Genomic DNA, 22,069 nt, shown 5'->3' on the forward strand with positions numbered 1-22,069 from the left:
AAGCGATGATCCCCCGCGTCGGCGATCCGGTCCGTCCCGGCATCCGCTATCGCCACCGCCCCGGCGTCTATGCCGTGCTCGTGCGCGATGGCCGCGTTCTTCTGACATTTCAGGCCGATCCGGTGCCCGAGTACCAGCTTCCTGGCGGCGGCATGGATGCGGGCGAAGCGCCGGTCGCCGCGCTGCATCGCGAAGTCCTCGAAGAGACCGGCTGGCGCATCGCCGTCCGGTCCAGGCTGGGCGCGTTCCGCCGCTTCACCTTCATGCCCGACTACGACATCTGGGCCGAGAAGGTCTGCCACATCTATCTCGCCCGCCCCGCCCTGCCCCGCAGCGGTCCGACCGAGCCCGGTCACAGCGCGATCTGGGCGGAGCCCGCCCGCGCCGTCAAACTGGTCGCAAACGACGGCGACCGTCTGTTCCTGGCGCGCGCCCTCGGTCTCTAGAGACGCTCGATCACCACCGCGGACAGGTCGTCGGGAAAGTCATCCGATCCCCGGTGGGCGGCCAGACGGTCGAAGATCGTCTCGACCAGCGCCGGTCCGTGAACACCCGATGTGTCGCGCAGGATCTCCGCCAGCCCTTCCTCTTCCAGCAAGACGCCACCCGGCCCCGGACATTCGGTCAGCCCGTCGGAATAGAGGATCAGCCTGTCGCCCGGCTCCAGCGTCAGACGACGGGTGCAGAACTCCCCCTCATCCAGAAGGCCGATCGGGGTGCTGAACATCTCGACACAGATCACGCTGCCGTCACGTCGCTGCACCATCGGACTGGGATGACCGGCCTGGCACAGGACAACCTCTCCCGTGACCATGTTCAGATGCGCGAGCGACAGCGTCAGATAGTGATCGTTGTCGCCATCCGATTGGAAGATGCGATTCAGCCGCGCCAGCGAGGCCTCGGGCTTCGCCATCCGGTAGCCGCCCTGTCCGTCCGGCTCCAGCGCCACGTTCCGTTCGGGCGCTCCATCGCCCAGGTATCCTGCAAGCCGCGCCGTCATCAGCGCCGAGGCCACGCCGTGACCCGAGACGTCGACGGAATAGAGCCCAAGCTCGCTGTCGTTGACCCTGAAGTGGCCCACGAGGTCGCCGCCCACATGCCCGCTTGGCCGGAACAGCATCGACACCTCGTATCCGCCTAGGACGAAATGCCGGTCCGGCACCAGACCTTCCTGGAACACCCGGGCGCCCCGCAGGTCACGGTCGATGGCGGTATAGGCGTCAGACAGCTTCCGCAGCGCCGCCGACAGCGCCGCGTTCTTCGCCGACAGGTCCTTCTGCGCGTTCACGACCCGCTCGCCCGCCCGCAGCCGGGCCCGAAGCTCGACCGCGTTGAAGGGTTTCGAGAGAAAGTCGTCCGCCCCGCTCTCCAGTCCCTCGGCCAGCACCTCGCTCTCGCTTCGCGCGGTCAACAGGATGAAATACGCCGGCCGCCCCTCGGCCAGTTCGCGGAAGGCGCGGCAGAAGTCGACGCCGGACATCCCCGGCATCATCCAGTCGCTGATGACGATGTCGATCGGCAGCGCTCGCACGAGGTCCAGCGCCGCCTCACCGGAGGCCGCATCGACGGCGTCGTATCCCCAGCGTTGCAGCGCGCGGACCAGCAGACGACGCTGCGCCCGGCTGTCGTCCACAACCAGCACCGGCTGAACCACCATCGCAGCCTTGGAGGGCCCCAGAACGTCACGGCTCTTCATGCCTTTCCTTGGCCTCTCCCGGGTTAAGTTCGGGTGAACGCGCCTGGCTACTCCCCCTTAACCTGACCCTGATTATCTGCCGCGCGGAAGGAGCGCGCCCATGATCGACGCCCGTCGCATCGACGAGTTGAGGGAGGAGGTCGGATGCGACGACCTGGCCGAGGTCGTCGGCCTTTTCTGCGAGGAGGTGGAGGAGGTTCTCGCCACCCTCGACCGCAGTGCGACCGTCGAACAACTCCACTTCCTCAAGGGCAGCGCGCTCAACATCGGTCTCTCCCAGCTAAGCGCCATCTGCCTCGCCGAAGAAGACCGTCTTCGCGACGATCCGCAGTCCCGGCCGAAGATCGAAGACATCCGCGCCGCATACTTCAAGGCTCGTCCCGCGCTGCTCGCCCTGCTCTGACAGCGATTCGCGCCGGAAGGCGATTGACCTCGCCTCAGCGGTATTGCGGACCGAGCCGCCCCAATGTTGCCTCTTCGATGACAATAGAGTGGCGGGGTCGAATAAACCTCGGGCGTATGATGCCGCACACTGGCCCCGGACCCTCGGCTAATCCAAATCTAAACTATAGTTAGACGGCCAAAGTATTCATCACTTTCAATGCGTTACGCTTTCGTCCGGCGCTCGCTCGCCGACCGTAAAAGCAATTGTGGCGTCCTGCCCAAGTCTCGCCATCATGGGTTCCTAGCGTCTGCCTCAAGGCTCACACACGCACCATTCAGGAGGAACAGAATGACCCGTACACTCACCGCAACGATCACCGCCGCGCTTCTCGCGTCGGTCGCGCTGATCCCCGCCGTGACCGTCGTTTCCATCGTCACCGCCGACGCCGCTTACGCCAAATCGGACAATGCGGGCGGCAACGGAAAAAGCGACCGCTCCGAGCGCGGCAACAAGGGCGGCAAATCCGGCGGCGGTGAGACCGCCTCGCGCGGCAACGGCAAGTCGGGCGGCGGCATCGAGGGCATGTTCCGCAAGCTGACCGGACAAGAAAAGAAGGCGGCCCGCGTGGCCCCCGCTCGTTCGAATGCAACCCAGACGGTGAAGGTCTCGAAAAAGGCCGATCCGATGCATCCCTCGAACCTCGGCAACATGAACGGCGCGCTGAACGCGAACACGAACGCCGTTCTCGCCCACATCCGCAATGGCAACACCAACGGGCCCGTCGGCCTCTTGGCCGGTCTCGCCGTGGCCAACGCCAATGCCGAAGGCGCGCAGGAGGTCATCGACCTCGCGGATGACTTCGCCGCCCTGCAAGCAGCGCTGGAAGCGAACGGCTACACCTCGGTCGAGGACTACTATGCCGATCTCGACGGCACCGCGGGCATCGATCCGATCACGTCCATCGACGAGGCGCGCGCGGCCTTCGACGCCGATCCCACGAACGCCGATCTTGAAGCCACCCTGGACCTGGCGCTCTCCGACGCTGGGTACGACTCGCTCATCGACTACGACGACGACCGCGCAGGCGAGGCCGGCATCGCCGAGATCGCCGAGCTCGCCGAGTCCATCGAAGGCCTGGGCGGCGACGTCGAAAATCGCGGCGACATCACGGCCGAAGAACCCCTACCCGAGGATATCGAGACCGCGAACGCGGCGCTTGAGGCCGAAGGCTCGGCGGAAAGCTCGATCCTCGCCTTCTGGAACAAGAACCCCGACTCGACCGACGAGATCTCGGCCGAGGAGCAGGCGCTCCTCGACAAGCTCTACGAACGGCTCGAGGCGGACAGTGCCCTGATCGACGAGGCCATCGGCGCGGGCGACGAGGCGGAAGAAGACGTCGGCTCGATCGAGGACGACGCCGAATGCGAACTGTCCGAAAGCTGCGACGACCCGCTTGACGAGGTCGTCGTCGTCGCCGAGTAGGCGCGCGCGGATACAGCGACACGGGGGCGGCTTCGGCCGCCCCTTTCCTTTGCGGCCCACGCCTTGTTCCCCTCGGGAAATCGTCGTAAACGCGCCCGGACTCCAGAACACGGGAAGCCCCATGTCCGCGCCCAAGAAAGTCGTCCTCGCCTATTCCGGCGGCCTCGACACGTCGATCATCCTCAAGTGGCTCCAGACCGAGTACGGCTGCGAGGTCGTGACCTTCACCGCCGACTTGGGCCAGGGCGAGGAACTGGATCCAGCCCGCAAGAAGGCCGAGCTTCTGGGGATCAAGCCGTCGAACATCTTCATCGAGGATGTGCGCGAGGAATTCGTCCGCGACTTCGTCTTTCCGATGTTCCGCGCCAACGCGCTCTACGAGGGCCAGTATCTTCTCGGCACTTCCATTGCCCGCCCCCTCATCTCGAAGCGCCTTGTCGAGATCGCGGCCGAGACGGGCGCAGACGCGGTCGCCCACGGCGCCACCGGCAAGGGCAACGACCAGGTCCGGTTCGAGCTTTCGGCCTACGCGCTGAACCCCGACATCAAGGTCATTGCCCCCTGGCGTCTGTGGGACCTGACCTCGCGCACGAAGCTCCTCGAATTCGCCGAGGCCAACCAGATTCCGATCGCCAGGGACAAGCGCGGCGAGGCCCCCTTCTCGGTCGATGCGAACCTTCTCCACACCTCGTCCGAGGGCCGCGTGCTGGAAAACCCGGCTGAGGAAGCGCCGGACTACGTCCTGCAACGGATCACCAGGCCCGAGGACGCGCCCGACCAGCCCGAGATGGTCGAGATCACCTTCGAGAAGGGCGATGCCGTCGCCATCGACGGCCGGGCCATGTCGCCCGCCACCATCCTGACCCGCCTGAACGAACTCGGCGGCAAGCACGGCGTCGGCATCTTGGACCTCGTCGAGAACCGCTTCGTTGGCATGAAATCCCGCGGCCTCTACGAGACGCCGGGCGGCACGATCCTCCTCGAGGCCCATCGCGGCATCGAGCAGATCACGCTCGACAGCGGGTCCGGGCACCTCAAGGACTCGATCATGCCGCGCTACGCCGAGTTCATCTACAACGGCTTCTGGTTCTCGCCCGAGCGCCGCATGCTTCAGGCGCTGATCGACGCCAGCCAGGAGCACGTCTCGGGCACCGTCCGCGTGAAGCTGTACAAGGGCTCCGCCCGCACCGTCGCCCGTTGGTCAGAGCAGTCGCTCTACTCCGAGGCCCACGTCACCTTCGAAGAGGACGCCGGCGCCTACGACCAGAAGGACGCCCAGGGCTTCATCCAGCTCAACGCGCTCAGGCTGAAGCTGCTGGCGGCCCGGGATCGTCGGCTGAAGCGCTGACGGCGGCTTTCATCGGTCCCGAAATATCCCGGGGTCCGGGGCAGAGCCCCGGTCCGCCGCAACCCGAAGGCGCACCGACGCAATACCGACGTGATACCGACGTAATACCGATCCCCGTCAGCCCATCTTTTCCGTCGCCATCCGCCCATAGAACGGCAGCGCCGCATCGGCCAGATCCGCCGCCTCGCCCTCGAGCCTAGGCAGAGAACCTTCAGCCCCGGCAAAGCCGGTCGAGCGGTGGACGGCGCCGTACCAGTGCGGCGCCCACGCCCCGTCGAACGGCTTGGGACCGGCAGGCCAGGCCAGCATCACGGGGTCGAAGGACAGCCCGATCCTGTCGCAAAGCCGCCTCAGCATCCTCTCGGGATCGCGGCGAATGTCGTCGCTGTCCAGCACCGGCCCCGGAAACCGCTCGTATAGCTCGACCTGCTGCTGGAAGCCGATGTCACGCAGGGTAGGCCTTTCGCGCTTGGCGACATAGCTCGCCACAACTCTGGCCGGATGACGGATCAAATGGACGTTGACGCACTCCTCCGCCCAGTCCAGCGGGAAGCCGTCGACCATGTGAAACGGCATGTGCTTCATGTACCAATGGGCCTTTCCGCCGGGGTTCGGCCCGCTGATTTCCCGAGCGATCGCAACAGGATCTGTCTCATGTGCGCCGATGATCTCGGTCCGCATCGGATGGTCGATCTCCGTCGCCGCGAGATAGGCCGCATAGAACGGCTCATCCCAGGCTGCAAAGTCCGCCCGGTTGCCGAAGGCGTAGAGCATCGCGGTCGACAGGTTCCGCGGCCCGCTCCACATCGCGATCTTCATCGCGCCACCAGGTCCTTGTACAATGCAAGGAGACGCTCGGTGACCGGCCCGAGGCCGCCTGCGCCGATGACTCGCCCGTCGATTTCACTGACCGGGGTCTGAGCGCCGAACGTCCCGGTCAGAAAGGCTTCGTCGGCGGAATAGGTCTCGACGAGCGAGAAGTTCTTCTCGAAGACCGGGATCCCGTTCGCCCGGCACAGCTCGATCACCTTCTTCCGCGTGATGCCGTTCATGCAATAGTCGCCCGTCGACGTCCAAACCTCCCCCTTGCGCACGATGAAGAAGTTGCAGGCGTTGGTCGTATTCACGAACCCATGTACGTCCAGCATCAGCGCCTCGTCCGCCCCCGCCTTCTCGGCCGCGATGCAAGCGAGGATGCAGTTCAGCTTTGAATGACTGTTCAGCTTCGGATCCTGTGTCATCGGCAATCCGCGCATGTGAGGCACGGTCGCAAGGCGAATCGGGCGCGCGATTTTCGGACGCGAATGTTCCATGATGATGACAACGGTCGGCCCCGACCGCGACAGCGCGGGATGCTGGAAGGGCCGCGTCTTCACACCGCGTGTCACCATCAGGCGTGCATGGGCATCCGTGGTCATCCCGTTCGCTCGCTGCGTCTCCTCCAGCGCTGCCGTCAGGCCGCGTCGGTCGAGGCCGATGTCCAAGTCGATGGCCTTTCCGGCCTCGAACAGGCGGTCGAGATGCTCATCGAGAAACGCCCATGTGCCGTCATACAGCCGCAGCCCCTCCCATACACCGTCGCCCAGCAAGAAGCCCGAGTCATAGACGCTCACCAATGCCTCGGCGCGAGGCTTCACGACACCGTTCACCCAGACCAGGATCGCGTCGTTTCGGGCGTCGTCTTCCGATGCATGGGTTGTCTGCTGATCCATTCGACCTCCGTTTTACCGTGACGCTAGTCATGGTCGGGGTTTGAAACAACTCTCACCATCGCGCGACATCACGCTCGCTTGAGTGGACGTCGTCGCGTCAAGGGCCGCAGGCTGGAAGACGAAAAGGAGAGGTTTAACCATGTTTGATTTTCGTTGGAGATCCGTTCTGGCAATCGTTCTCGTACTGTCGAGCGCCGCGTTCCACGGCTCCCGTGCCGCAGCGGCAGAGGCTCGGGCCTACTTCGCCGGCGGATGCTTCTGGTGCGTGGAGGCCGACTTCGAGAAGGTGAAGGGCGTCAGCGAGGTCGTCTCGGGATTCATGGGCGGAACGGTCGCGAACCCGACCTACAAGCAGGTGACTCGAGGTGGCACCGGCCACTACGAGGCTGTCGAGGTGCGCTACGACCCGAACGTCGTGAGCTATGCGCAGCTTCTGAACCTGTTCTTCCGCAGCGTCGACCCTACCGATGCCGGCGGTCAGTTCTGTGACCGCGGCGAGAGCTACCGAACCGCGATCTTTGTCTCGAACGCTCAGGAAAAGGCCGCCGCGGAGCAGGCAAAGACGAACGCGCAGTCGGATCTCGGCCAGAAGATCGTGACCCCCATCCGGGACGCCGCAGCCTTTTATCCGGCGGAAGCCTACCATCAGGATTACTACAAGGGGTCGAGCATCATCCTGACGCGTCGCGGGCCGAAGTCGCAGAAGGAAGCCTACAAGTTCTACCGTTCCTCCTGCGGGCGCGACGCTCGCGTGAAACAGCTCTGGGGCTCTGCCGCGCCGTTCGCCAGCTGACATTTCGCCTTTCACCCTTGAGTGCCCGCCGTTAGATTCAGGCAGAGCACTTGGGGGTGTGAAGAGTGACCGTCGCCAACGCCGCCGTCACGCCGATGATGGCGCAATACCTCGACATCAAGGCCGCACACGCCGGGGCTCTCCTGTTCTACAGGATGGGCGATTTCTACGAATTGTTCTTCGACGATGCGGTGCAAGCCGCCGAGGCGCTGGACATCGCCCTGACCAAGCGCGGCAAGCATCTCGGCGAAGACATCCAGATGTGCGGCGTGCCGGTCCATTCCGCCGAAGGCTATCTTCTGACCCTGATACGAAAGGGCTTCCGCGTCGCTGTATGCGAGCAGCTCGAAGACCCTGCCGAAGCGAAGAAGCGGGGATCGAAGTCAGTCGTGAAACGCGGTGTCGTTCGCCTCGTCACGCCGGGAACCCTGACCGAAGAAACACTTCTCGAGGCACGGCGCCACAACTTCCTCGTCGCGCTGGCAGAGGTTCGAGACGAGGCCGCGATTGCTTGGGTCGATATTTCCACCGGGGAGCTTCGCGTGATGGAGACGACGGCGAGCCGCTTCGCGCCCGAACTGGCGCGCCTGGCCCCGTCCGAAGTTATCCTGTCGGAGAACCGGTACTCGGACTTGTGCGACCTCATCGGCGACACGGGTGCCGCGATCACTCCGCTGACGCCGGCCAGCTTCGACAGTGCTTCGGCGACGAAGCGGCTCGAGGCGTTCTGGAGGGTCCAGAGCCTCGACGCCTTCGGCACGTTCACGCGGGCCGAAGTGTCGGCGCTCGGCGCGCTGATCGACTATCTCGAGCTGACGCAGAAGGGACATCTGCCGCTCCTTCGCCCCCCGCAGAGGGAAGCGTCGGGCGGTATGGTCCAGATCGATGCGGCGACACGGCGGAACCTGGAACTGACCCGTTCCCTTTCAGGGACGCGCGAGGGGTCCCTTCTCCAGGCCATCGACCGGACTGTCACGGCGTCGGGCGGACGACTGCTGGAGGGACGGATATCCGCACCGTCGCGGGACCTGAACGTCATCCGAGACCGCCTCGACGCGCTGGACTGGTTTCTCGCCGATGCTGCGCGCCTCGACCGTATCCGATCCGCTCTCCGCAACTGCCCTGACATCCAGCGTGCCTTGTCGCGCCTGGCACTCGACCGAGGAGGCCCCCGCGACCTTGCCGCCATTCGGAACGCACTCGCCGAGTTTCCTGCCATCGTTCAGACGCTCAAAGAGCAAGACCCCTCTCTGCTGTCGTCGTGGGAGAAGGCTCTACACGGCTTCGACGGTCTCTCGGCGACGCTCGAAGACCTTCTGGTCGCCGAACCTTCCCTTCTCGTCCGCGACGGCGGGTTCATCGCCGAAGGCTGCGATCCCGACCTCGATGAAGCGCGCCAGCTTCGCGACGAAGGACGGGGTGTCATCGCGACCTATCAGAGGCGATACGCCGACGAGACGGGCATCGGGTCCCTGAAGATCAGGCACAACAACGTTCTGGGATACTTTATCGAGACGACCTCGACCCATGCGGAACGGATGATGGCCGCACCTTTGAACGAGCGTTTCATCCACCGTCAGACGACGGCCAGCGCGGTTCGGTTTACGACGGTCGAGCTGAGCGAGATGGAAAAGAAGATCCTTAACGCTGGTTCTCGGGCTCTGGACATTGAAAAGGGTCTTTATGAAAGGCTTAAGCGGCAGGTTCTCGACCTTGCGCCTCAGCTTCAGCATGCCGCGCAAGCTCTGGCCGAACTGGACGCGGCGGCAGCTTTGGCTTTTCTCTCCCGCAGTGAGGACTGGACGCGTCCCGTCGTGGATGACACTCGCACGTTCCGAATCGAGGCTGGCCGTCACCCGGTTGTCGAAAAGGCGCTAAAGGCGGGCGGCTCTCCTTTCATCGCCAACGACTGCGACCTGTCCGCCGACCTGGGATCGAAACTCTGGCTGCTGACCGGTCCGAACATGGCAGGCAAGTCCACCTTTCTTCGACAGAACGCCCTGATCGCGCTTCTCGCCCAAGTCGGAAGCCACGTCCCGGCCGGGGCGGCGCACATCGGACTTGTCAGCCAGCTTTTCAGCCGGGTCGGAGCGGCGGATGATCTGGCGCGTGGACGGTCGACCTTCATGGTCGAAATGGTTGAGACGGCGGCCATTCTGAACCAGGCCGACGACAAGGCGCTGGTCATTCTGGACGAAATTGGCCGGGGCACGGCGACTTACGATGGCCTTTCCATCGCCTGGGCCACGCTGGAACACCTTCACGACGTCAATCGCTGTCGTGGTCTGTTCGCGACGCACTATCACGAACTGACCGAGCTTGCGGACCGGCTGGACGGCGTTGTCAACGCGACGGTGGCGGTCAAGGAATGGGACGGGGAGGTCATCTTCCTGCACGAGGTTCGACAGGGAGCTGCCGATCGCAGTTACGGTGTCCAGGTGGCGCGCCTTGCCGGTTTGCCCCGGTCGGTGGTCGACCGCGCGCGGGTCGTGCTGGACGCGCTCGAGAAAGGGGACCGAGAGGGTGGTGCGCGCAAGGCCACGCTGATCGACGACCTGCCGCTCTTTTCGGCCGCCGCGTCAGCGGCGCCTGCCAGAACGACACAGGAGTCGATCGTCGAGGACCGCCTCCGCGACGTCCGTCCCGACGAGATTAGCCCGCGAGAAGCTCTCGACGTGCTTTACCGGCTGAAGGCCCTGCTGGATTCCTAGGACGACGGCATCGAGCTGACGCCTACACGTGCCGGCCGGAGCAGCCGGTCGTGCAACATGAAGCCGTCAGCCTCGACCTGGATGATTTCGCCCGCCCTTGTGCCGGGAAGCGGCGCCTCGAACATGGCCTCGTGCTGCTGAGGGTCGAACCGTTCGCCCACCTGAGGGGAAATGGGTTCGATCCCGTGTTTTCTGAACACGTTCAGAAGCTCGCGCATCGTCAACTCGACGCCCTCGATGACCGCCTTGTGCTCTTCGCGACCCTCGTCGGAAATCGACTGCACCGCCCGCTTCATATTGTCGAAGACCGGCAACAGGTCGCGGGCAAGCTTCGAACCGCCGTACTGTTCCGCCTCGCGTCGGTCACGTTCGGACCGCTTCCGGGCGTTTTCGGCATCGGCCAAGGCGCGCATGAACTTGTCGCGCAGGTCGTCACGCTCGGCGATCAGCTTTTGAAGCCGCTCGTCATCCTCGGGATCCTCCAGTGCCTCTGGCGAATCGATGTCGATCAGCTCTTCCTCTTCGACGGTCTTTTTCGGGTCGTTCGTGCTCATTACTGGCCTCGGTCTGCAATAACGCGGCCCAACAGCTGCGCCGTGTAGTCTACGATAGGTACGATTCTTCCGTAGTTCAGGCGCGTCGGTCCGATGACGCCGATCGCTCCGATGATCTTCCGGTCAGCGTTCATATAGGGAGAGACGACCAGAGAGGAACCGGAAAGTGAGAAAAGCTTGTTCTCGGACCCAATGAAAATCCGCACGCCTTCGCCGTCCTGCGTAAGATTGAGGAAGTCCGCGATGTCGCGCTTCCGCTCGAGATCGTCGAATAGCGTCCTGATGCGTTCAAGCTCGGCCTCCTCGGCGCTTCCCGCCAAGAGGTTCGAGCGTCCGCGAACGATCAGCCGTTCCGTCTCGGTGCCCTCGTTTTCCCAGATCACCGTGCCGTTTTCGACCAGGTCGCGGGCCAGGTCGTTCAGTTCCTGCCGACGCTTGCCGATCTCGGCTGCAATCACGCGGCCCAATTCGGACAAGGTGTGTCCGGCGACTATGGAATTCAGGAAGTTTGCCGCCTCGCGAAACGAGCTGGCCGTCTGGCCCGCGGGCGGATTAAAGACGCGGTTTTCGACGTGCCCGTCGTTGAACACCAGCACCACGAGAGCGCGGTCCGGCGCCAGGCTCACGAATTCGATGTGACGCACAGGCGCTTCGTGCTTCGGCGCAAGAACGAGGCTGGCCCCGCGCGTAACGCCGGACAATGCAGCACCCACTCGATCCAGGATCGACGTGACCGAGGAGTCGCTTCCTGTGATCTCGGCATCTATGGCATCGCGGTCCTCGGACGTCGGATCGCCGACCTCGAGAAGTCCGTCGACGAACATTCGCAGACCGAGCTCTGTCGGGATGCGTCCGGCCGACACATGCGGCGACCCGAGAAGGCCCAGGTACTCCAGATCCTGCATGACGTTTCGGATCGTGGCAGCGCTGACCTTCTCGCTCATCTCGCGGGTCAACGTTCGCGAGCCGACAGGGTCGCCCTTGGTGAGATACGACTCCACCACCCGGCGAAAGACCTCGCGCGACCGATGGTTCATTTCTTCCAGCAGCTTTCCGGTGTCCGTCATTGGATCCCACGTCGCAGAAGCGGTGCAATTAAAGGGAAGGCGGGGGTGACGTCAATCGGGGTTGAAGCAATCCGACCGTCCGACTATCAACCGCCGACACTGAGGAGACACCGATGAGACCATCCGGACGGGCCGTGGGCGAAATGCGCCCGGTGTCTATCGAAACCAGCGTGACGCGCCATGCCGAGGGGTCTTGCATGATCCGCTGCGGCGACACGCATGTCCTGTGCACCGCCTCAATCGACGAACGCGTCCCGCCATGGATGAAGAATTCGGGTCTCGGCTGGGTCACGGCCGAATACGGCATGCTGCCCCGGGCGACGCACACGCGTGGCAAGCGCGAAGCCAAGAATGGCCAATCCGGCCGCACTCAGGAAATCCAGCGTCTGATCGGCCGCGCCCTTCGCGCCTGCGTCGATCGCCCTGCTTTGGGCGAACGCCAGATCATCATCGACTGCGACGTGATCCAGGCCGACGGTGGCACGCGCTGCGCCTCGATCACGGGGGGATGGGTTGCGCTTCGGCTTGCGGTGAACAGCCTGATGAAGGCCGGTCTCGTGCGGACCGATCCACTGACTGACCACGTCGCGGCAGTATCATGTGGCATCTATGCCGGTCAGCCGGTGCTGGATCTCGACTATCCCGAGGACAGCGAAGCCGGCGTCGACGGTAACTTCGTTCTCACAGGGCGCGGCCGTCTGATCGAGGTGCAGATGTCCGCCGAAGGCGCGACCTTCGCGCGAGACGAGATGTCGACGCTTCTCGACCTCGCCTCAGCCGGGATCGACACCCTCGTGGCCGCGCAAAAGACCGCGCTGGTCTGATGCGGCGCTTCGTCGACGACCGTCTTCTCGTCGCGACCCATAATCGGGGCAAGCTGGAAGAGATCGCCGACCTCCTGTCGGATCACGGCATTTCGGTTGTGGGCGCTGCAGACATGAACCTGCCCGAACCGGACGAGACGGGCACGTCCTTTGTCGAGAACGCCCGCATCAAGGCCCATGCGGCGGCGCAGGCGACCGGAATGCCCGCCCTCTCGGACGACTCCGGCATCGAGATCGATGCGCTGCAAGGGGCCCCGGGTGTCTATACCGCGGACTGGGCCGAAACTCCGAATGGTCGCGACTTCGGTCTGGCCATGACGCGCGCTCACGACGAGCTGATTGCGTCCGGGGCCCCTGAACCCTGGACGGCGCAGTTCTGCGCCACCTTCGTTCTTGCCTGGCCCGACGGACATGACGAAGTCTTTCCTGGGAAGGTCGAGGGACGTTTCGTCTGGCCGATGCGGGGCGATCAGGGACATGGATACGATCCGGTCTTCCAGCCTGATGGCCACGACACCACTTTCGGCGAGATGGACCGTTGGCAAAAGAACCGCATGAGCCATCGCGCGGATGCCTTCCGCAAGCTCAAGGCCGCCATCGGCCATGGATGAGAGGCCCGGCTTCGGGCTCTATGTCCACTGGCCCTTCTGCCAGTCCAAGTGCCCCTACTGCGACTTCAACAGCCATGTGTCGGCTTCCGTCGACCATGTGGCCTGGCGAGAGGCGCTTGCGTCGGAAATCAGGCGTAGCGCTGCCGAAACCGGATCACGCGTCATCGACACGATCTTCTTCGGCGGCGGCACGCCCAGCCTGATGCCGCCCGAAACGGTAGGCGCCGTCATCGAAGCGGCGAGGTCATCCTGGACCGCGTCGAATGACATGGAGATCACGCTCGAGGCGAACCCGACCTCGGTCGAAGCCGGACGCTTCCAAGCTTACGCCGACGCAGGTGTCAATCGCGTGTCCGTTGGCGTGCAGTCGCTGGTCGAAGACGACCTCCGCGCCCTTGGCCGTCTTCACAGCGTCGAAGAGGCGCGGGCAGCGGTGGCGACGGCTCAGCAGATCTTTCCGCGCGTATCGTTCGACCTAATTTACGCCCGGCAGAACCAGACGCTTGAGTCGTGGCGAAACGAACTGGCCCAGGCTCTTTCGATGTCGTCCGGTCACCTGTCGCTTTACCAGCTTACCATCGAACCCAGTACCGCGTTCGGCGATCGTTTTAGTAAAGGATCGCTCCGTGGTCTGCCCGACGAGGACCTGGGCGCGGACATGTTTGACCTCACGCAGGACATGACCGAAGCAGCTGGGCTGCCGGCATATGAAACGTCGAACCACGCGTCTCTGGGCCACGAAGCGCGTCACAACCTCATCTACTGGCGGTCTGGCGAGTGGGTCGGCGTCGGGCCTGGCGCGCATGGGCGACTGTCCTTGCCTGAGGGCCGGACGGCAACTGAGACGCATCTGGCGCCCTTGAAGTGGCTGGCTGCCGTGAGAGATGAAGGAAGCGGCGAAAGCCTTCGCATCCAGCTTTCGCCCGAGGATGTTCGGGAGGAAGCTGTCCTGATGGGGTTGCGGCTTGGCGAGGGCGTGTCTCTCGACGGTCTGAAAAACGTCAAGGCAATCAACGAGTTGACCGAACTTGGGCTCATCGAAGTTGCGTCGGACCGCGTTCGTCTGACCCGCAAGGGCAAGCCTCTCCTGAATGCGATCCTGAGGCAGCTTCTGACTTAGACTTCACCTGCGCCCGTCGTCACGGACAGGCGTCTGCACACTTCGTCCAACTCGGTCAGGTCACGGTATCGGATGGTCAGCGTTCCGTTCTCGGTTCCCGCCGCGTGATCGATTGTCACCTTCATACCAAGAGCGGCAGCAAGGTCGCGCTCGATTTGCCTTGTGTCAGCATCTTTTTCGGTCCGGTTCGCTACGCCTTTCGCCTTTGATCCCGAACCCTTCGCCAGACGCTCGGCCTGACGCACCGAGAGGCTGCTCTTTGCGATTTGCCGCGCGAGTGTGACCGGATCTTCAGCTGTCACGAGTGCGCGCGCGTGGCCTGCGGAGAGGGTTCCCTCGCGGACAAACGACAGGACTTCGTCGGGCAGATTGAGCATGCGCAGGAGGTTCGCGATGTGGCTGCGGCTTTTCCCCATTGCCTCGGCCAGCTTTTCTTGCGTGTGCCCGAAGCGGTCCATCAGTTGGCGATAGCCAGCGGCCTCTTCCACCGCGTTCAGATCGGCCCGCTGGATGTTCTCGATGATGGCGAGCTCCAAGACCTCGGTGTCGTCGAGCTCCCGCACGATGGCTGGCACTTCGTGAAGGCGCGCGCGCTGCGCCGCACGCCAGCGCCGTTCGCCCGCGACGATCTGATATCCGCCGGGGTTCCTGGGATCGGGTCGCAGGATCAAGGGCTGGATGATGCCCTTCTCCCTGATCGATGTGGTCAGCTCCTCGAGTGCGTCCTCGGTAAAGGTGCGGCGGGGCTGATCCGGATTTGGCAGGATGCGGTCGATGGCGACCGTTGCTTCGGCCTTCCGCGATCCTGAAGATCCTGCAGCAGAGGGTGCCTCCACATCCGCCATGAGGGCCGAAAGCCCACGACCTAATCCCCGACGCTCGACTTTTGCCTGTGCCATTGGCCGCTACCCTATGATGCGGAGTGCTCGATCTTCTCTACCACTTCTTGTGCCAGTGCGCGATAGGCCAAAGCACCTTTCGACGTAGGATCGTAGCTCAGGACTGGCATCGCGTACGATGGCGCTTCCGACAGCCTGACGTTCCGGGGAACCACGGTGTCATAAACCAATGCCCCCAAAGTTTGTCGCGCGTCGGTCTCGACCTGCTGGCTCAGGTTATTGCGGGCGTCGTACATCGTCAGAAGGACGCCCTCAATCCGAAGGTCCGGATTCGCCGATTGGCGAACTTCTCGGACCGTTCTCATTAGCTGCGACAAGCCCTCTAGCGCGAAGAACTCGCTTTGAAGCGGAATCAGCACCGAGTCCGACGCCACCATGGCGTTGATCGTGAGAAGGCTCAGGGATGGCGGGCAGTCTATTAAGACGAAATCTAGCTCGTAACCGTCGATGGCCGGCTGTCGCAGGGCATCATGAAGTAAAAAGCTTCGCTTTTCGATCGACATCATCTCGATATCTGCAGAGCTCAAATCGGTTGTCGACGGGGCGATAAGCAAACCTTCGACCGACGTCTGCCGGATGACCTTTTCGATCGGCGTCTCATCCAGGATCAGGTCATATGTCGTGTAATCGCGATCCTCTGCCGCAATTCCCAAGCCTGTGGATGCGTTTCCTTGAGGGTCGAGATCGACGAGCAGGACGTTGTAACCTTCTTCGGCCAACGCAGCGCCCAGATTGATTGCAGTGGTCGTCTTTCCCACGCCGCCCTTCTGGTTGGTGATCGAGATGATCCGCGGCGGCGGCGTCCTTGTCGGATCAGACACGCTCGATATCTCCGATTTTCAATATGACCGCTGCGGGATCAGTGGCGCTTACGGTCTTCTCGCAGCGGAACTTCCATCTATCAAGGGCAGTCGCGATTTCATCATCCGCCTTTGCGCCCTTCATGAAAAGCGCCGTCCCACCAGGAGCCATGTGACGTTTGGCGTATTCGAGCAGCTTGTCGAGCGATCCAAGGGCGCGGGCTGAGATGATGTCCGCATTCAGCGGATCGATCTCTTCGATGCGATGTGCGGCAACGTTAAACGCCACTCCCGTTTCGCGAGCGACGGCACGAAGGAAGGCGGCCTTCCTTTGGTCCGACTCGATCAGAGTAACTCTCATCTCCGGGCACGCTTCAGCCGCAATGATGGCAATCACCGCGCCCGGGAACCCCCCTCCACTCCCCAAGTCCGCCCAGACCTTGCCCCCGTCAGGACCGAGCTTCCAGAGTTGCGCGGAGTCGACAAAGTGTCGCTGCCACACATCAGCCAGAGTGCCTGAGCCAACCAAGTTTATGCGAGCTGTCCACTTCTGCAGGAGGTTTTCGTAAATACTCAGCCGAAGGTATGTTTCACGTGAAACATTATCGCTCCAGTCATAGTCTTCCGCCCTCATCACGCAGATTTCTTAGCACCCTGGCGAAGCTTCGCGAGGATGAGGGTGAGCGCGGCAGGGGTCATGCCTTCGACCCGCCCAGCCTGTCCGAGACTTTCTGGCCGCGTCGCTTTGAGCTTTTGGCGAAGTTCATTGGAGAGCCCAGTCATTCGCTCGTAGTCGAAGTCCAAAGGGATGAGATGAGCCTCGTCGCGCTTCAGGCTTGCCGCTGCCGAAGCTTGGCGCCCCAGATACTGTGCGTAGAGCGCGTCATTCTTCAACTGCTGGCGGACAGTAGGATCGACCTTCTCAAGCTCAGGCTTTATTCGAAGGAGAAGCGCGAAGTCGACGTCGGCGAAGGACAGGTACTGGTCTGCCGTCCGCCGTTCGCCTCCCGCAGCAACACGCACTCCAACCGCAGCAGCTTCACGTGCTTCAATCTCGGTTTCGGCCAAAAGCGTGCGGCCCTGCCCGATGAGCTCCATCTTTCGCACGAAACCGGCCTGCCTGCTCTCGCCGACGCAGTCGGCCGCAATTCCCAATGGCGTAAGGCGCTGATCGGCATTGTCCGCCCGTAGCGACAGCCGAAATTCCGCGCGCGAAGTGAACATCCGGTACGGCTCGGTCACGCCCCGTGTAATCAGGTCATCGACCATCACGCCCATGTAAGATGTATCGCGACCGAACGAGATCGGGCCCAAGTCCAATGCGCAGCCTGCCGCATTCAGTCCAGCTACCAGCCCCTGAGCCGCAGCCTCCTCATAGCCGGTAGTGCCGTTGATCTGACCTGCAAGATAAAGGCCTGGCACATCCTTCAGCCTGAGGGATGACGTCAGCGCACGGGGGTCGACGTAGTCGTATTCAATGGCATACCCGGGCTGAGCGATGATGGCGTCCTCAAGTCCATTGATCGAACGAACATATGCCTCCTGCACCTCCTCGGGAAGCGACGTCGAGATGCCGTTGGGATAGACGAGATCGCTGGTATGTCCTTCAGGCTCCAGGAAAACCTGGTGCGAGGCTTTATCGGCGAAACGGACTACCTTGTCCTCGATCGACGGGCAATAGCGCGGGCCCACGCCATCAATGTGACCGCCATACATGGCTGATCGGGCGAGATTGGTGCGTATGATGTCGTGGGTCTTCTCATTGGTATGAGTTATTCCACACGACACCTGAGGCGCGGTAACGCCCGTCGACAGGAATGAGAACAGCGAAGGCTCCTCGTCACCCGGCTGCTGCTCCAAACCTTCCCAGTCGATGGAACTCTTCTTGAGTCGAGGTGGCGTGCCTGTCTTCAGTCGGCCAAGAGGCAATCCGAAATTGTCGATCCTCTCGGCCAACCGCACAGACGCGCGGTCGCCTACACGCCCGCCGGCCCGAGAGACGTCGCCGATGTGAATGACACCACGAAGGAACGTACCGGTGGTCAGGATAACAGCGGCAGAGCGAATCTCGGATGCATCGGACAATGCGACGCCGGCAACGGTGTCGCCGTTCATAAGAAGGTCGGTAACCTCCCCCTCCACGACCTCGATTCCCGGATGCGAGTCGATTTCACGCAGCATGGCCCTCCGATACAGGTCACGGTCTGCCTGCGCACGCGGCCCCTGAACAGCGGGGCCCTTGCGACGATTTAGAAGGCGGAACTGGATCCCCGCCTCGTCGGCCACACGCCCCATCAGACCGTCCAAGGCATCGATCTCGCGAACGAGGTGGCCCTTACCCAACCCTCCGATTGCAGGATTACAGGACATGACGCCGATGCCGTCGCGACGCAATGTCACCAGGATAACCTTCGCACCACGACGTGCGGCAGCATGAGCCGCCTCGCATCCGGCATGTCCGCCCCCAACCACCACTACATGCGTCTCATGATGTTTCACGTGAAACATGGGCCTACTTTCCAATACAGAAGCTCGAGAATATCTCGTCGAGCACATGCTCGACGTCTACCCGACCCACCAGGCTATCCAGCGACCCGATTGCATACCGCAAGTCTTCGGCGGTCAGATCCACGCCGTCCGACGTCATTAACCGATCGCGCGCGATTCCCAAAGAGGTAGCGGCATTCACCACGGCACGCGCTTGCCGCTCACGAATGATTAAGCCCGCACCAGCCGACCGGCCCTCAAGGACGGAGGTGATGCGCTCGATGAGTTGATTGATGCCCGCGCCTGTCAGCGCCGAGAAGTCACCGGGTACAAGATCCGACTTCGACACGACCACGACATCCTCATCGCGAGGCTGGACTGCAGGCGCATCCTCGGCCGAGGCTTTCAAGATCACCCTCAGGTCCGCAGCGTCTGCCCGGCGCCGAGCGCGGTCAACGCCCATGGCTTCGATCTCGTCCTGCGCCTCACGAAGTCCAGCGGTATCGACCAGCGTCACCGGAAGCCCCGAGAGGTTCATCCTGACTTCGATCACGTCGCGGGTCGTGCCCGCGATCGACGAGGTGATCGCAGCCTCTCGTCCCGCCAAGGTATTCAGCAGAGTGGACTTGCCGACATTGGGAGGGCCGACGATCGCGATCTCGAAACCCTCGCGTACCCGTTCCGCTGCCTTCAGGCCCGACGCTTCCTCTATTAGCTCACGCTGAACACTTTCGATCAAAACCGTCACTTCGGGGATCACATCGACCGGAACATCCTCGTCTGCGAAATCTATCGTCGCCTCCAAAAGCGCTGCGGCGCGAATTAACCGCTCCCGCCAGGACTGCGCCCTAGCACCCAGAGCGCCGGAGAAAACGCGAAACGCCTGTTTGCGCTGAGCCTCGGTTTCCGCCTCGATGAGATCCGACAGGCCTTCAACCTGTGACAGGTCAAGCCGCTCGTTCTCGAGCGCTCGCCTAGTGAACTCGCCTGCCTCCGCCAGCCTCAAGCCACTCCGTCTACCCAGATCACGCAGCACCGCATCGACCACGGCGACTGAACCGTGCAGGTGCAATTCGACGACGTCTTCCCCCGTAAAGCTGTCCGGCTCGGGAAACGTCAGAACAAGCGCCTTGTCGAGGATCCCTTGAGCGCCCAGAAGCGTACGAAGAGAGGCACGGCGCGGCGCAGGCAATCGTCCCGCCATCTGCTCCAAGGCCGAGAATGCCTGCGGTCCTGACAGGCGCACCACGGCAACGCCGGAGCGACCCCGCGCGCTCGCCAGGGCAAAGATCGTGTCCATAAGCCTAACCTACTGTTCTAAAACAGAGATTCACGCGTTCATGGAGTCAAAGAATTCCGCGTTCGACTTCGTTTGCTTCAGCTTCGACAGCAGGAACTCGACAGCATCCGTGGTGCCCATTGGGTTGAGGATGCGGCGCAGCACAAAGGTCTTCTGAAGGTCGTTCTTGTCCACCAGAAGGTCCTCCTTCCGAGTGCCGGACTTGAGGATATCCATCGCAGGATAGACCCGCTTGTCGGCAACCTTGCGGTCCAGAACGATTTCCGAGTTACCCGTTCCCTTGAACTCTTCGAAGATGACCTCGTCCATCCGGCTACCGGTATCGATCAGCGCAGTCGCAATGATCGTAAGGCTGCCGCCCTCTTCGATGTTCCGTGCAGCACCAAAAAAACGCTTGGGCCGCTGGAGGGCGTTCGCATCGACACCGCCGGTCAGAACCTTGCCCGACGAGGGAACGACGGTGTTGAACGCACGGCCAAGACGCGTGATCGAGTCGAGCAAGATCACAACGTCGCGCTTGTGTTCCACCAGGCGCTTTGCCTTTTCGATGACCATCTCCGACACAGCGACGTGACGGGTGGCAGGTTCGTCGAACGTCGAGGACACGACCTCGCCCTTGACCGAGCGCTGCATGTCCGTCACCTCTTCCGGCCGCTCGTCGATCAGAAGGACGATCAGGTAGCACTCCGGGTGGTTGGTCTCGATCGAGTGAGCGATGTTCTGCAAGAGCACCGTCTTACCCGTCCGCGGCGGTGCCACGATCAGACAGCGCTGACCCTTTCCGATAGGAGCAACGAGGTCGATAACGCGGGCAGAGCGATCCTTGACCGTCGGATCCTCGATTTCCATCGTCATACGCTCGTCGGGATAGAGCGGGGTCAGGTTGTCGAAGCTGACCTTGTGGCGCGCCTTGTCGGGATCTTCGAAATTGATCGTCTCAACCTTCGTCAGCGCGAAATATCGTTCCTGATCGTTCGGCTCGCGTATCACGCCCTCGACCGAGTCCCCGGTGCGCAACGAATGCTGCCGGATCATGTCGGGAGAAACGTAGATGTCGTCAGGACCCGGCAGATAGTTCGCCTCGGGCGAGCGAAGGAAGCCGAAGCCGTCCTGCAGGACCTCCAGCACCCCGTCGCCCCCGATGATCCAGTCTTCATCCGCCCTCTCGCGCAGAATCGAGAACATCATCTCGCCCTTGCGCATGGTCGAGGCGTTCTCGATCTCGAGCTCCTCTGCCATGGACAGCAGCTCTTTGGGCGACTTCGACTTGAGGTCGGCGAGATTCAGACGGTCGGTCATTAGAATGCCTTTCGGACGCCGTGCCCCGGGCAGACGAAACGGTAGGGAGTGGGAGAGTTACGAACACGAGGACCGCGTCCGGTCGCGTAGATATGCAACTAACAAGCGCGAGTCAAGAAGTGTCAGAACTTCACGATGACCGAGAAAACGATGATGATCACGAGCAGCGTCGGGACTTCGTTCATCATACGGAACGCCCGACCGCTCCTCGTATTCGTCCCCGCCGCCAGTTCCTTGCGCCGGTACCCCAGCCAATGGTGAAACCAGGTCATCGCCAGGACGCCCGCCGCCTTCGTCCACGGCCAGACCAGCGACCAGTCGACGATGCCCGGTGTGAAGACCAACATGAGCCCGAAGACCCAGGTGGCGATCATGGCGGGGTTCATGATGAGGCGGAACAGCTTTCGCTCCATCATCGAGAAGGTCTCATGGATATGGCTGTCTCGCCCTGCCTGCTCGACATGATGCACGAAGAGCCTCGGGAGATAGAACAACCCCGCCATCCAGGAAATGACCGAGAGGACGTGAAGCGACTTCGTCCAGGGATAGAGGCTGGCCAGTATCTCGGACATGCGGCGTCTCCGTAAGCTCGGAGCCTCTTAAAAGAAAAAGAGAATGAAAGAAAAGATGATGTGATGATAGGGCACAGGGACAAGTGGAGTTCATGCGTTGCGCGCCGAGTTGTGCACAGGGAGCATGGCGACATCCCCACTTCACAACGCGGAACGGGAAAAACAGAAATTCATGAGGAATTCATAACTCTTAAAGTTTAGCTGCACACTCGCTGGCATGTGGATAACCGGGGGAAATCCCAGTGAACGTTGAGGAAGCGCACAGGGTCGGCGATGACGAAACCCACGGTGGAAAACACTCGGACTTTTCGACCGGCACATGCTAGATCGTTCGCTGTTCTGGGAATCCTTCGAGTCTCGGCGGTATCGTCCCTAGGTTCCAGGCCTCGCCTTTCACAGGTTTATCCAC

21 protein-coding genes are annotated in these 22,069 nt (G+C 62.5%); 9 read left to right on the plus strand and 12 right to left on the minus strand.

The features are described 5' to 3' along the window. Positions 1-5: 5 nt before the first annotated feature. Complete coding sequence (locus tag C8D95_RS10755) at positions 6-446, plus strand: NUDIX hydrolase (RefSeq protein WP_109759188.1); 441 nt, start codon at positions 6-8, stop codon at positions 444-446. Here C8D95_RS10755 and C8D95_RS10760 read toward each other — a convergent pair. Next, complete coding sequence (locus C8D95_RS10760) at positions 443-1,696, minus strand: PP2C family protein-serine/threonine phosphatase (protein ID WP_109759189.1); 1,254 nt, start codon at positions 1,694-1,696, stop codon at positions 443-445. The genes C8D95_RS10755 and C8D95_RS10760 overlap by 4 nt on opposite strands. 100 nt (positions 1,697-1,796) lie before the next feature. Here C8D95_RS10760 and C8D95_RS10765 point away from each other — a divergent pair, with 100 nt between their 5' ends. The 3 genes from C8D95_RS10765 (at position 1,797) to C8D95_RS10775 (ending at position 4,911) form a co-directional block, all read left to right on the plus strand. Further along, positions 1,797-2,099 carry an Hpt domain-containing protein gene (locus C8D95_RS10765; protein ID WP_109759190.1) on the plus strand — a complete coding sequence of 101 codons (303 nt, stop codon included), beginning with the start codon at positions 1,797-1,799 and terminating at the stop codon, positions 2,097-2,099. Positions 2,100-2,429: 330 nt separating this feature from the next. Next, the gene (locus C8D95_RS10770; protein WP_109759191.1) at positions 2,430-3,563 is read left to right on the plus strand and encodes a hypothetical protein; all 1,134 of its coding nucleotides are present in this window, start codon (positions 2,430-2,432) and stop codon (positions 3,561-3,563) included. Positions 3,564-3,684: 121 nt separating this feature from the next. Continuing rightward, on the plus strand, positions 3,685-4,911 hold the full coding sequence (locus C8D95_RS10775; protein WP_109759192.1) for an argininosuccinate synthase: 1,227 nt from the start codon (positions 3,685-3,687) through the stop codon (positions 4,909-4,911). A gap of 117 nt (positions 4,912-5,028) precedes the next feature. Here C8D95_RS10775 and C8D95_RS10780 read toward each other — a convergent pair whose 3' ends face one another. Both C8D95_RS10780 and C8D95_RS10785 read right to left on the minus strand, forming a co-directional pair. After that, positions 5,029-5,730, minus strand: coding sequence for a sulfotransferase-like domain-containing protein (locus C8D95_RS10780; protein ID WP_109759193.1), 702 nt, complete (start codon positions 5,728-5,730; stop codon positions 5,029-5,031). Then, positions 5,727-6,623, minus strand: coding sequence for a D-amino acid aminotransferase (locus tag C8D95_RS10785; protein ID WP_109759194.1), 897 nt, complete (start codon positions 6,621-6,623; stop codon positions 5,727-5,729). The genes C8D95_RS10780 and C8D95_RS10785 overlap by 4 nt, the downstream gene beginning before the upstream one ends. Before the next feature lie 139 nt (positions 6,624-6,762). On the opposite strand from C8D95_RS10785, the gene msrA reads away from it, so the two are divergent. Both msrA and mutS read left to right on the plus strand, forming a co-directional pair. Next, on the plus strand, positions 6,763-7,416 hold the full coding sequence (gene msrA, locus C8D95_RS10790; RefSeq protein WP_109759195.1) for a peptide-methionine (S)-S-oxide reductase MsrA: 654 nt from the start codon (positions 6,763-6,765) through the stop codon (positions 7,414-7,416). Between the two features lie 95 nt (positions 7,417-7,511). Continuing rightward, complete coding sequence (gene mutS, locus C8D95_RS10795; protein ID WP_109759370.1) at positions 7,512-10,127, plus strand: DNA mismatch repair protein MutS; 2,616 nt, start codon at positions 7,512-7,514, stop codon at positions 10,125-10,127. On the opposite strand, the gene C8D95_RS10800 is transcribed toward mutS, so the two are convergent. Then, entirely contained in the window at positions 10,124-10,681 is a 558-nt protein-coding gene (locus tag C8D95_RS10800; RefSeq protein ID WP_109759196.1) for a nucleotide exchange factor GrpE, read from the minus strand. The genes mutS and C8D95_RS10800 overlap by 4 nt on opposite strands. Next, entirely contained in the window at positions 10,681-11,748 is a 1,068-nt protein-coding gene (hrcA, locus tag C8D95_RS10805; RefSeq protein WP_109759197.1) for a heat-inducible transcriptional repressor HrcA, read from the minus strand. Before hrcA ends, C8D95_RS10800 begins: the two co-directional genes overlap by 1 nt. Before the next feature lie 113 nt (positions 11,749-11,861). Here hrcA and rph point away from each other — a divergent pair, with 113 nt between their 5' ends. The 3 genes from rph to hemW are packed head-to-tail and all read left to right on the plus strand — an operon-like array spanning position 11,862 to position 14,303. Next, the gene (gene rph, locus C8D95_RS10810) at positions 11,862-12,572 is read left to right on the plus strand and encodes a ribonuclease PH (protein WP_109759198.1); all 711 of its coding nucleotides are present in this window, start codon (positions 11,862-11,864) and stop codon (positions 12,570-12,572) included. Continuing rightward, positions 12,572-13,183, plus strand: coding sequence for an RdgB/HAM1 family non-canonical purine NTP pyrophosphatase (rdgB, locus tag C8D95_RS10815; protein WP_109759199.1), 612 nt, complete (start codon positions 12,572-12,574; stop codon positions 13,181-13,183). Before rph ends, rdgB begins: the two co-directional genes overlap by 1 nt. Then, positions 13,176-14,303, plus strand: a complete 1,128-nt coding sequence (gene hemW / locus C8D95_RS10820; protein ID WP_109759200.1) for a radical SAM family heme chaperone HemW — start codon at positions 13,176-13,178, stop codon at positions 14,301-14,303. Before rdgB ends, hemW begins: the two co-directional genes overlap by 8 nt. Here hemW and C8D95_RS10825 read toward each other — a convergent pair. The 7 genes from C8D95_RS10825 to C8D95_RS10855 all read right to left on the minus strand — a co-directional run bounded on the left by C8D95_RS10825 (position 14,300) and on the right by C8D95_RS10855 (position 21,660). Next, positions 14,300-15,202 (minus strand): ParB/RepB/Spo0J family partition protein, encoded by a 903-nt coding sequence (locus tag C8D95_RS10825; RefSeq protein WP_109759201.1) that lies wholly within the window; start codon positions 15,200-15,202, stop codon positions 14,300-14,302. The two genes, hemW and C8D95_RS10825, sit on opposite strands and share 4 nt — an antisense overlap. Positions 15,203-15,213: 11 nt before the next feature. Next, positions 15,214-16,023 carry a ParA family protein gene (locus tag C8D95_RS10830; protein ID WP_109759202.1) on the minus strand — a complete coding sequence of 270 codons (810 nt, stop codon included), beginning with the start codon at positions 16,021-16,023 and terminating at the stop codon, positions 15,214-15,216. Beyond that, positions 16,016-16,636 (minus strand): 16S rRNA (guanine(527)-N(7))-methyltransferase RsmG, encoded by a 621-nt coding sequence (gene rsmG / locus C8D95_RS10835; protein WP_109759203.1) that lies wholly within the window; start codon positions 16,634-16,636, stop codon positions 16,016-16,018. Before rsmG ends, C8D95_RS10830 begins: the two co-directional genes overlap by 8 nt. Next, positions 16,636-18,510: a tRNA uridine-5-carboxymethylaminomethyl(34) synthesis enzyme MnmG gene (mnmG, locus tag C8D95_RS10840; RefSeq protein ID WP_206508381.1), complete on the minus strand. Its 1,875-nt coding sequence runs from the start codon at positions 18,508-18,510 to the stop codon at positions 16,636-16,638. The genes rsmG and mnmG overlap by 1 nt, the downstream gene beginning before the upstream one ends. 4 nt (positions 18,511-18,514) lie before the next feature. Continuing rightward, positions 18,515-19,789, minus strand: coding sequence for a tRNA uridine-5-carboxymethylaminomethyl(34) synthesis GTPase MnmE (mnmE, locus tag C8D95_RS10845; protein WP_109759204.1), 1,275 nt, complete (start codon positions 19,787-19,789; stop codon positions 18,515-18,517). 30 nt (positions 19,790-19,819) lie between these two features. Continuing rightward, the gene (rho, locus tag C8D95_RS10850; RefSeq protein WP_109759205.1) at positions 19,820-21,088 is read right to left on the minus strand and encodes a transcription termination factor Rho; all 1,269 of its coding nucleotides are present in this window, start codon (positions 21,086-21,088) and stop codon (positions 19,820-19,822) included. 122 nt (positions 21,089-21,210) lie between these two features. Continuing rightward, positions 21,211-21,660, minus strand: a complete 450-nt coding sequence (locus C8D95_RS10855) for a CopD family protein (RefSeq protein WP_109759206.1) — start codon at positions 21,658-21,660, stop codon at positions 21,211-21,213. Positions 21,661-22,069 lie beyond the last annotated feature (409 nt).

Origin of the sequence: Silicimonas algicola (assembly GCF_003148765.1) — a bacterium.
GTDB classification, from domain to species: Bacteria; Pseudomonadota; Alphaproteobacteria; order Rhodobacterales; family Rhodobacteraceae; genus Silicimonas; species Silicimonas algicola.

What these genes read in the sequence shown, in the direction of transcription:
- C8D95_RS10755 (WP_109759188.1), top strand. Translation starts at nt 6, where the DNA reads ATGATCCCCCGCGTCGGCGATCCGGTCCGTCCCGGCATCCGCTATCGC.
- C8D95_RS10760 (WP_109759189.1), bottom strand. Translation starts at nt 1,696, where the DNA reads ATGAAGAGCCGTGACGTTCTGGGGCCCTCCAAGGCTGCGATGGTGGTT.
- C8D95_RS10765 (WP_109759190.1), top strand. Translation starts at nt 1,797, where the DNA reads ATGATCGACGCCCGTCGCATCGACGAGTTGAGGGAGGAGGTCGGATGC.
- C8D95_RS10770 (WP_109759191.1), top strand. Translation starts at nt 2,430, where the DNA reads ATGACCCGTACACTCACCGCAACGATCACCGCCGCGCTTCTCGCGTCG.
- C8D95_RS10775 (WP_109759192.1), top strand. Translation starts at nt 3,685, where the DNA reads ATGTCCGCGCCCAAGAAAGTCGTCCTCGCCTATTCCGGCGGCCTCGAC.
- C8D95_RS10780 (WP_109759193.1), bottom strand. Translation starts at nt 5,730, where the DNA reads ATGAAGATCGCGATGTGGAGCGGGCCGCGGAACCTGTCGACCGCGATG.
- C8D95_RS10785 (WP_109759194.1), bottom strand. Translation starts at nt 6,623, where the DNA reads ATGGATCAGCAGACAACCCATGCATCGGAAGACGACGCCCGAAACGAC.
- msrA (WP_109759195.1), top strand. Translation starts at nt 6,763, where the DNA reads ATGTTTGATTTTCGTTGGAGATCCGTTCTGGCAATCGTTCTCGTACTG.
- mutS (WP_109759370.1), top strand. Translation starts at nt 7,512, where the DNA reads ATGATGGCGCAATACCTCGACATCAAGGCCGCACACGCCGGGGCTCTC.
- C8D95_RS10800 (WP_109759196.1), bottom strand. Translation starts at nt 10,681, where the DNA reads ATGAGCACGAACGACCCGAAAAAGACCGTCGAAGAGGAAGAGCTGATC.
- hrcA (WP_109759197.1), bottom strand. Translation starts at nt 11,748, where the DNA reads ATGACGGACACCGGAAAGCTGCTGGAAGAAATGAACCATCGGTCGCGC.
- rph (WP_109759198.1), top strand. Translation starts at nt 11,862, where the DNA reads ATGAGACCATCCGGACGGGCCGTGGGCGAAATGCGCCCGGTGTCTATC.
- rdgB (WP_109759199.1), top strand. Translation starts at nt 12,572, where the DNA reads ATGCGGCGCTTCGTCGACGACCGTCTTCTCGTCGCGACCCATAATCGG.
- hemW (WP_109759200.1), top strand. Translation starts at nt 13,176, where the DNA reads ATGGATGAGAGGCCCGGCTTCGGGCTCTATGTCCACTGGCCCTTCTGC.
- C8D95_RS10825 (WP_109759201.1), bottom strand. Translation starts at nt 15,202, where the DNA reads ATGGCACAGGCAAAAGTCGAGCGTCGGGGATTAGGTCGTGGGCTTTCG.
- rsmG (WP_109759203.1), bottom strand. Translation starts at nt 16,636, where the DNA reads ATGAGGGCGGAAGACTATGACTGGAGCGATAATGTTTCACGTGAAACA.
- mnmG (WP_206508381.1), bottom strand. Translation starts at nt 18,510, where the DNA reads ATGTTTCACGTGAAACATCATGAGACGCATGTAGTGGTGGTTGGGGGC.
- mnmE (WP_109759204.1), bottom strand. Translation starts at nt 19,789, where the DNA reads ATGGACACGATCTTTGCCCTGGCGAGCGCGCGGGGTCGCTCCGGCGTT.
- rho (WP_109759205.1), bottom strand. Translation starts at nt 21,088, where the DNA reads ATGACCGACCGTCTGAATCTCGCCGACCTCAAGTCGAAGTCGCCCAAA.
- C8D95_RS10855 (WP_109759206.1), bottom strand. Translation starts at nt 21,660, where the DNA reads ATGTCCGAGATACTGGCCAGCCTCTATCCCTGGACGAAGTCGCTTCAC.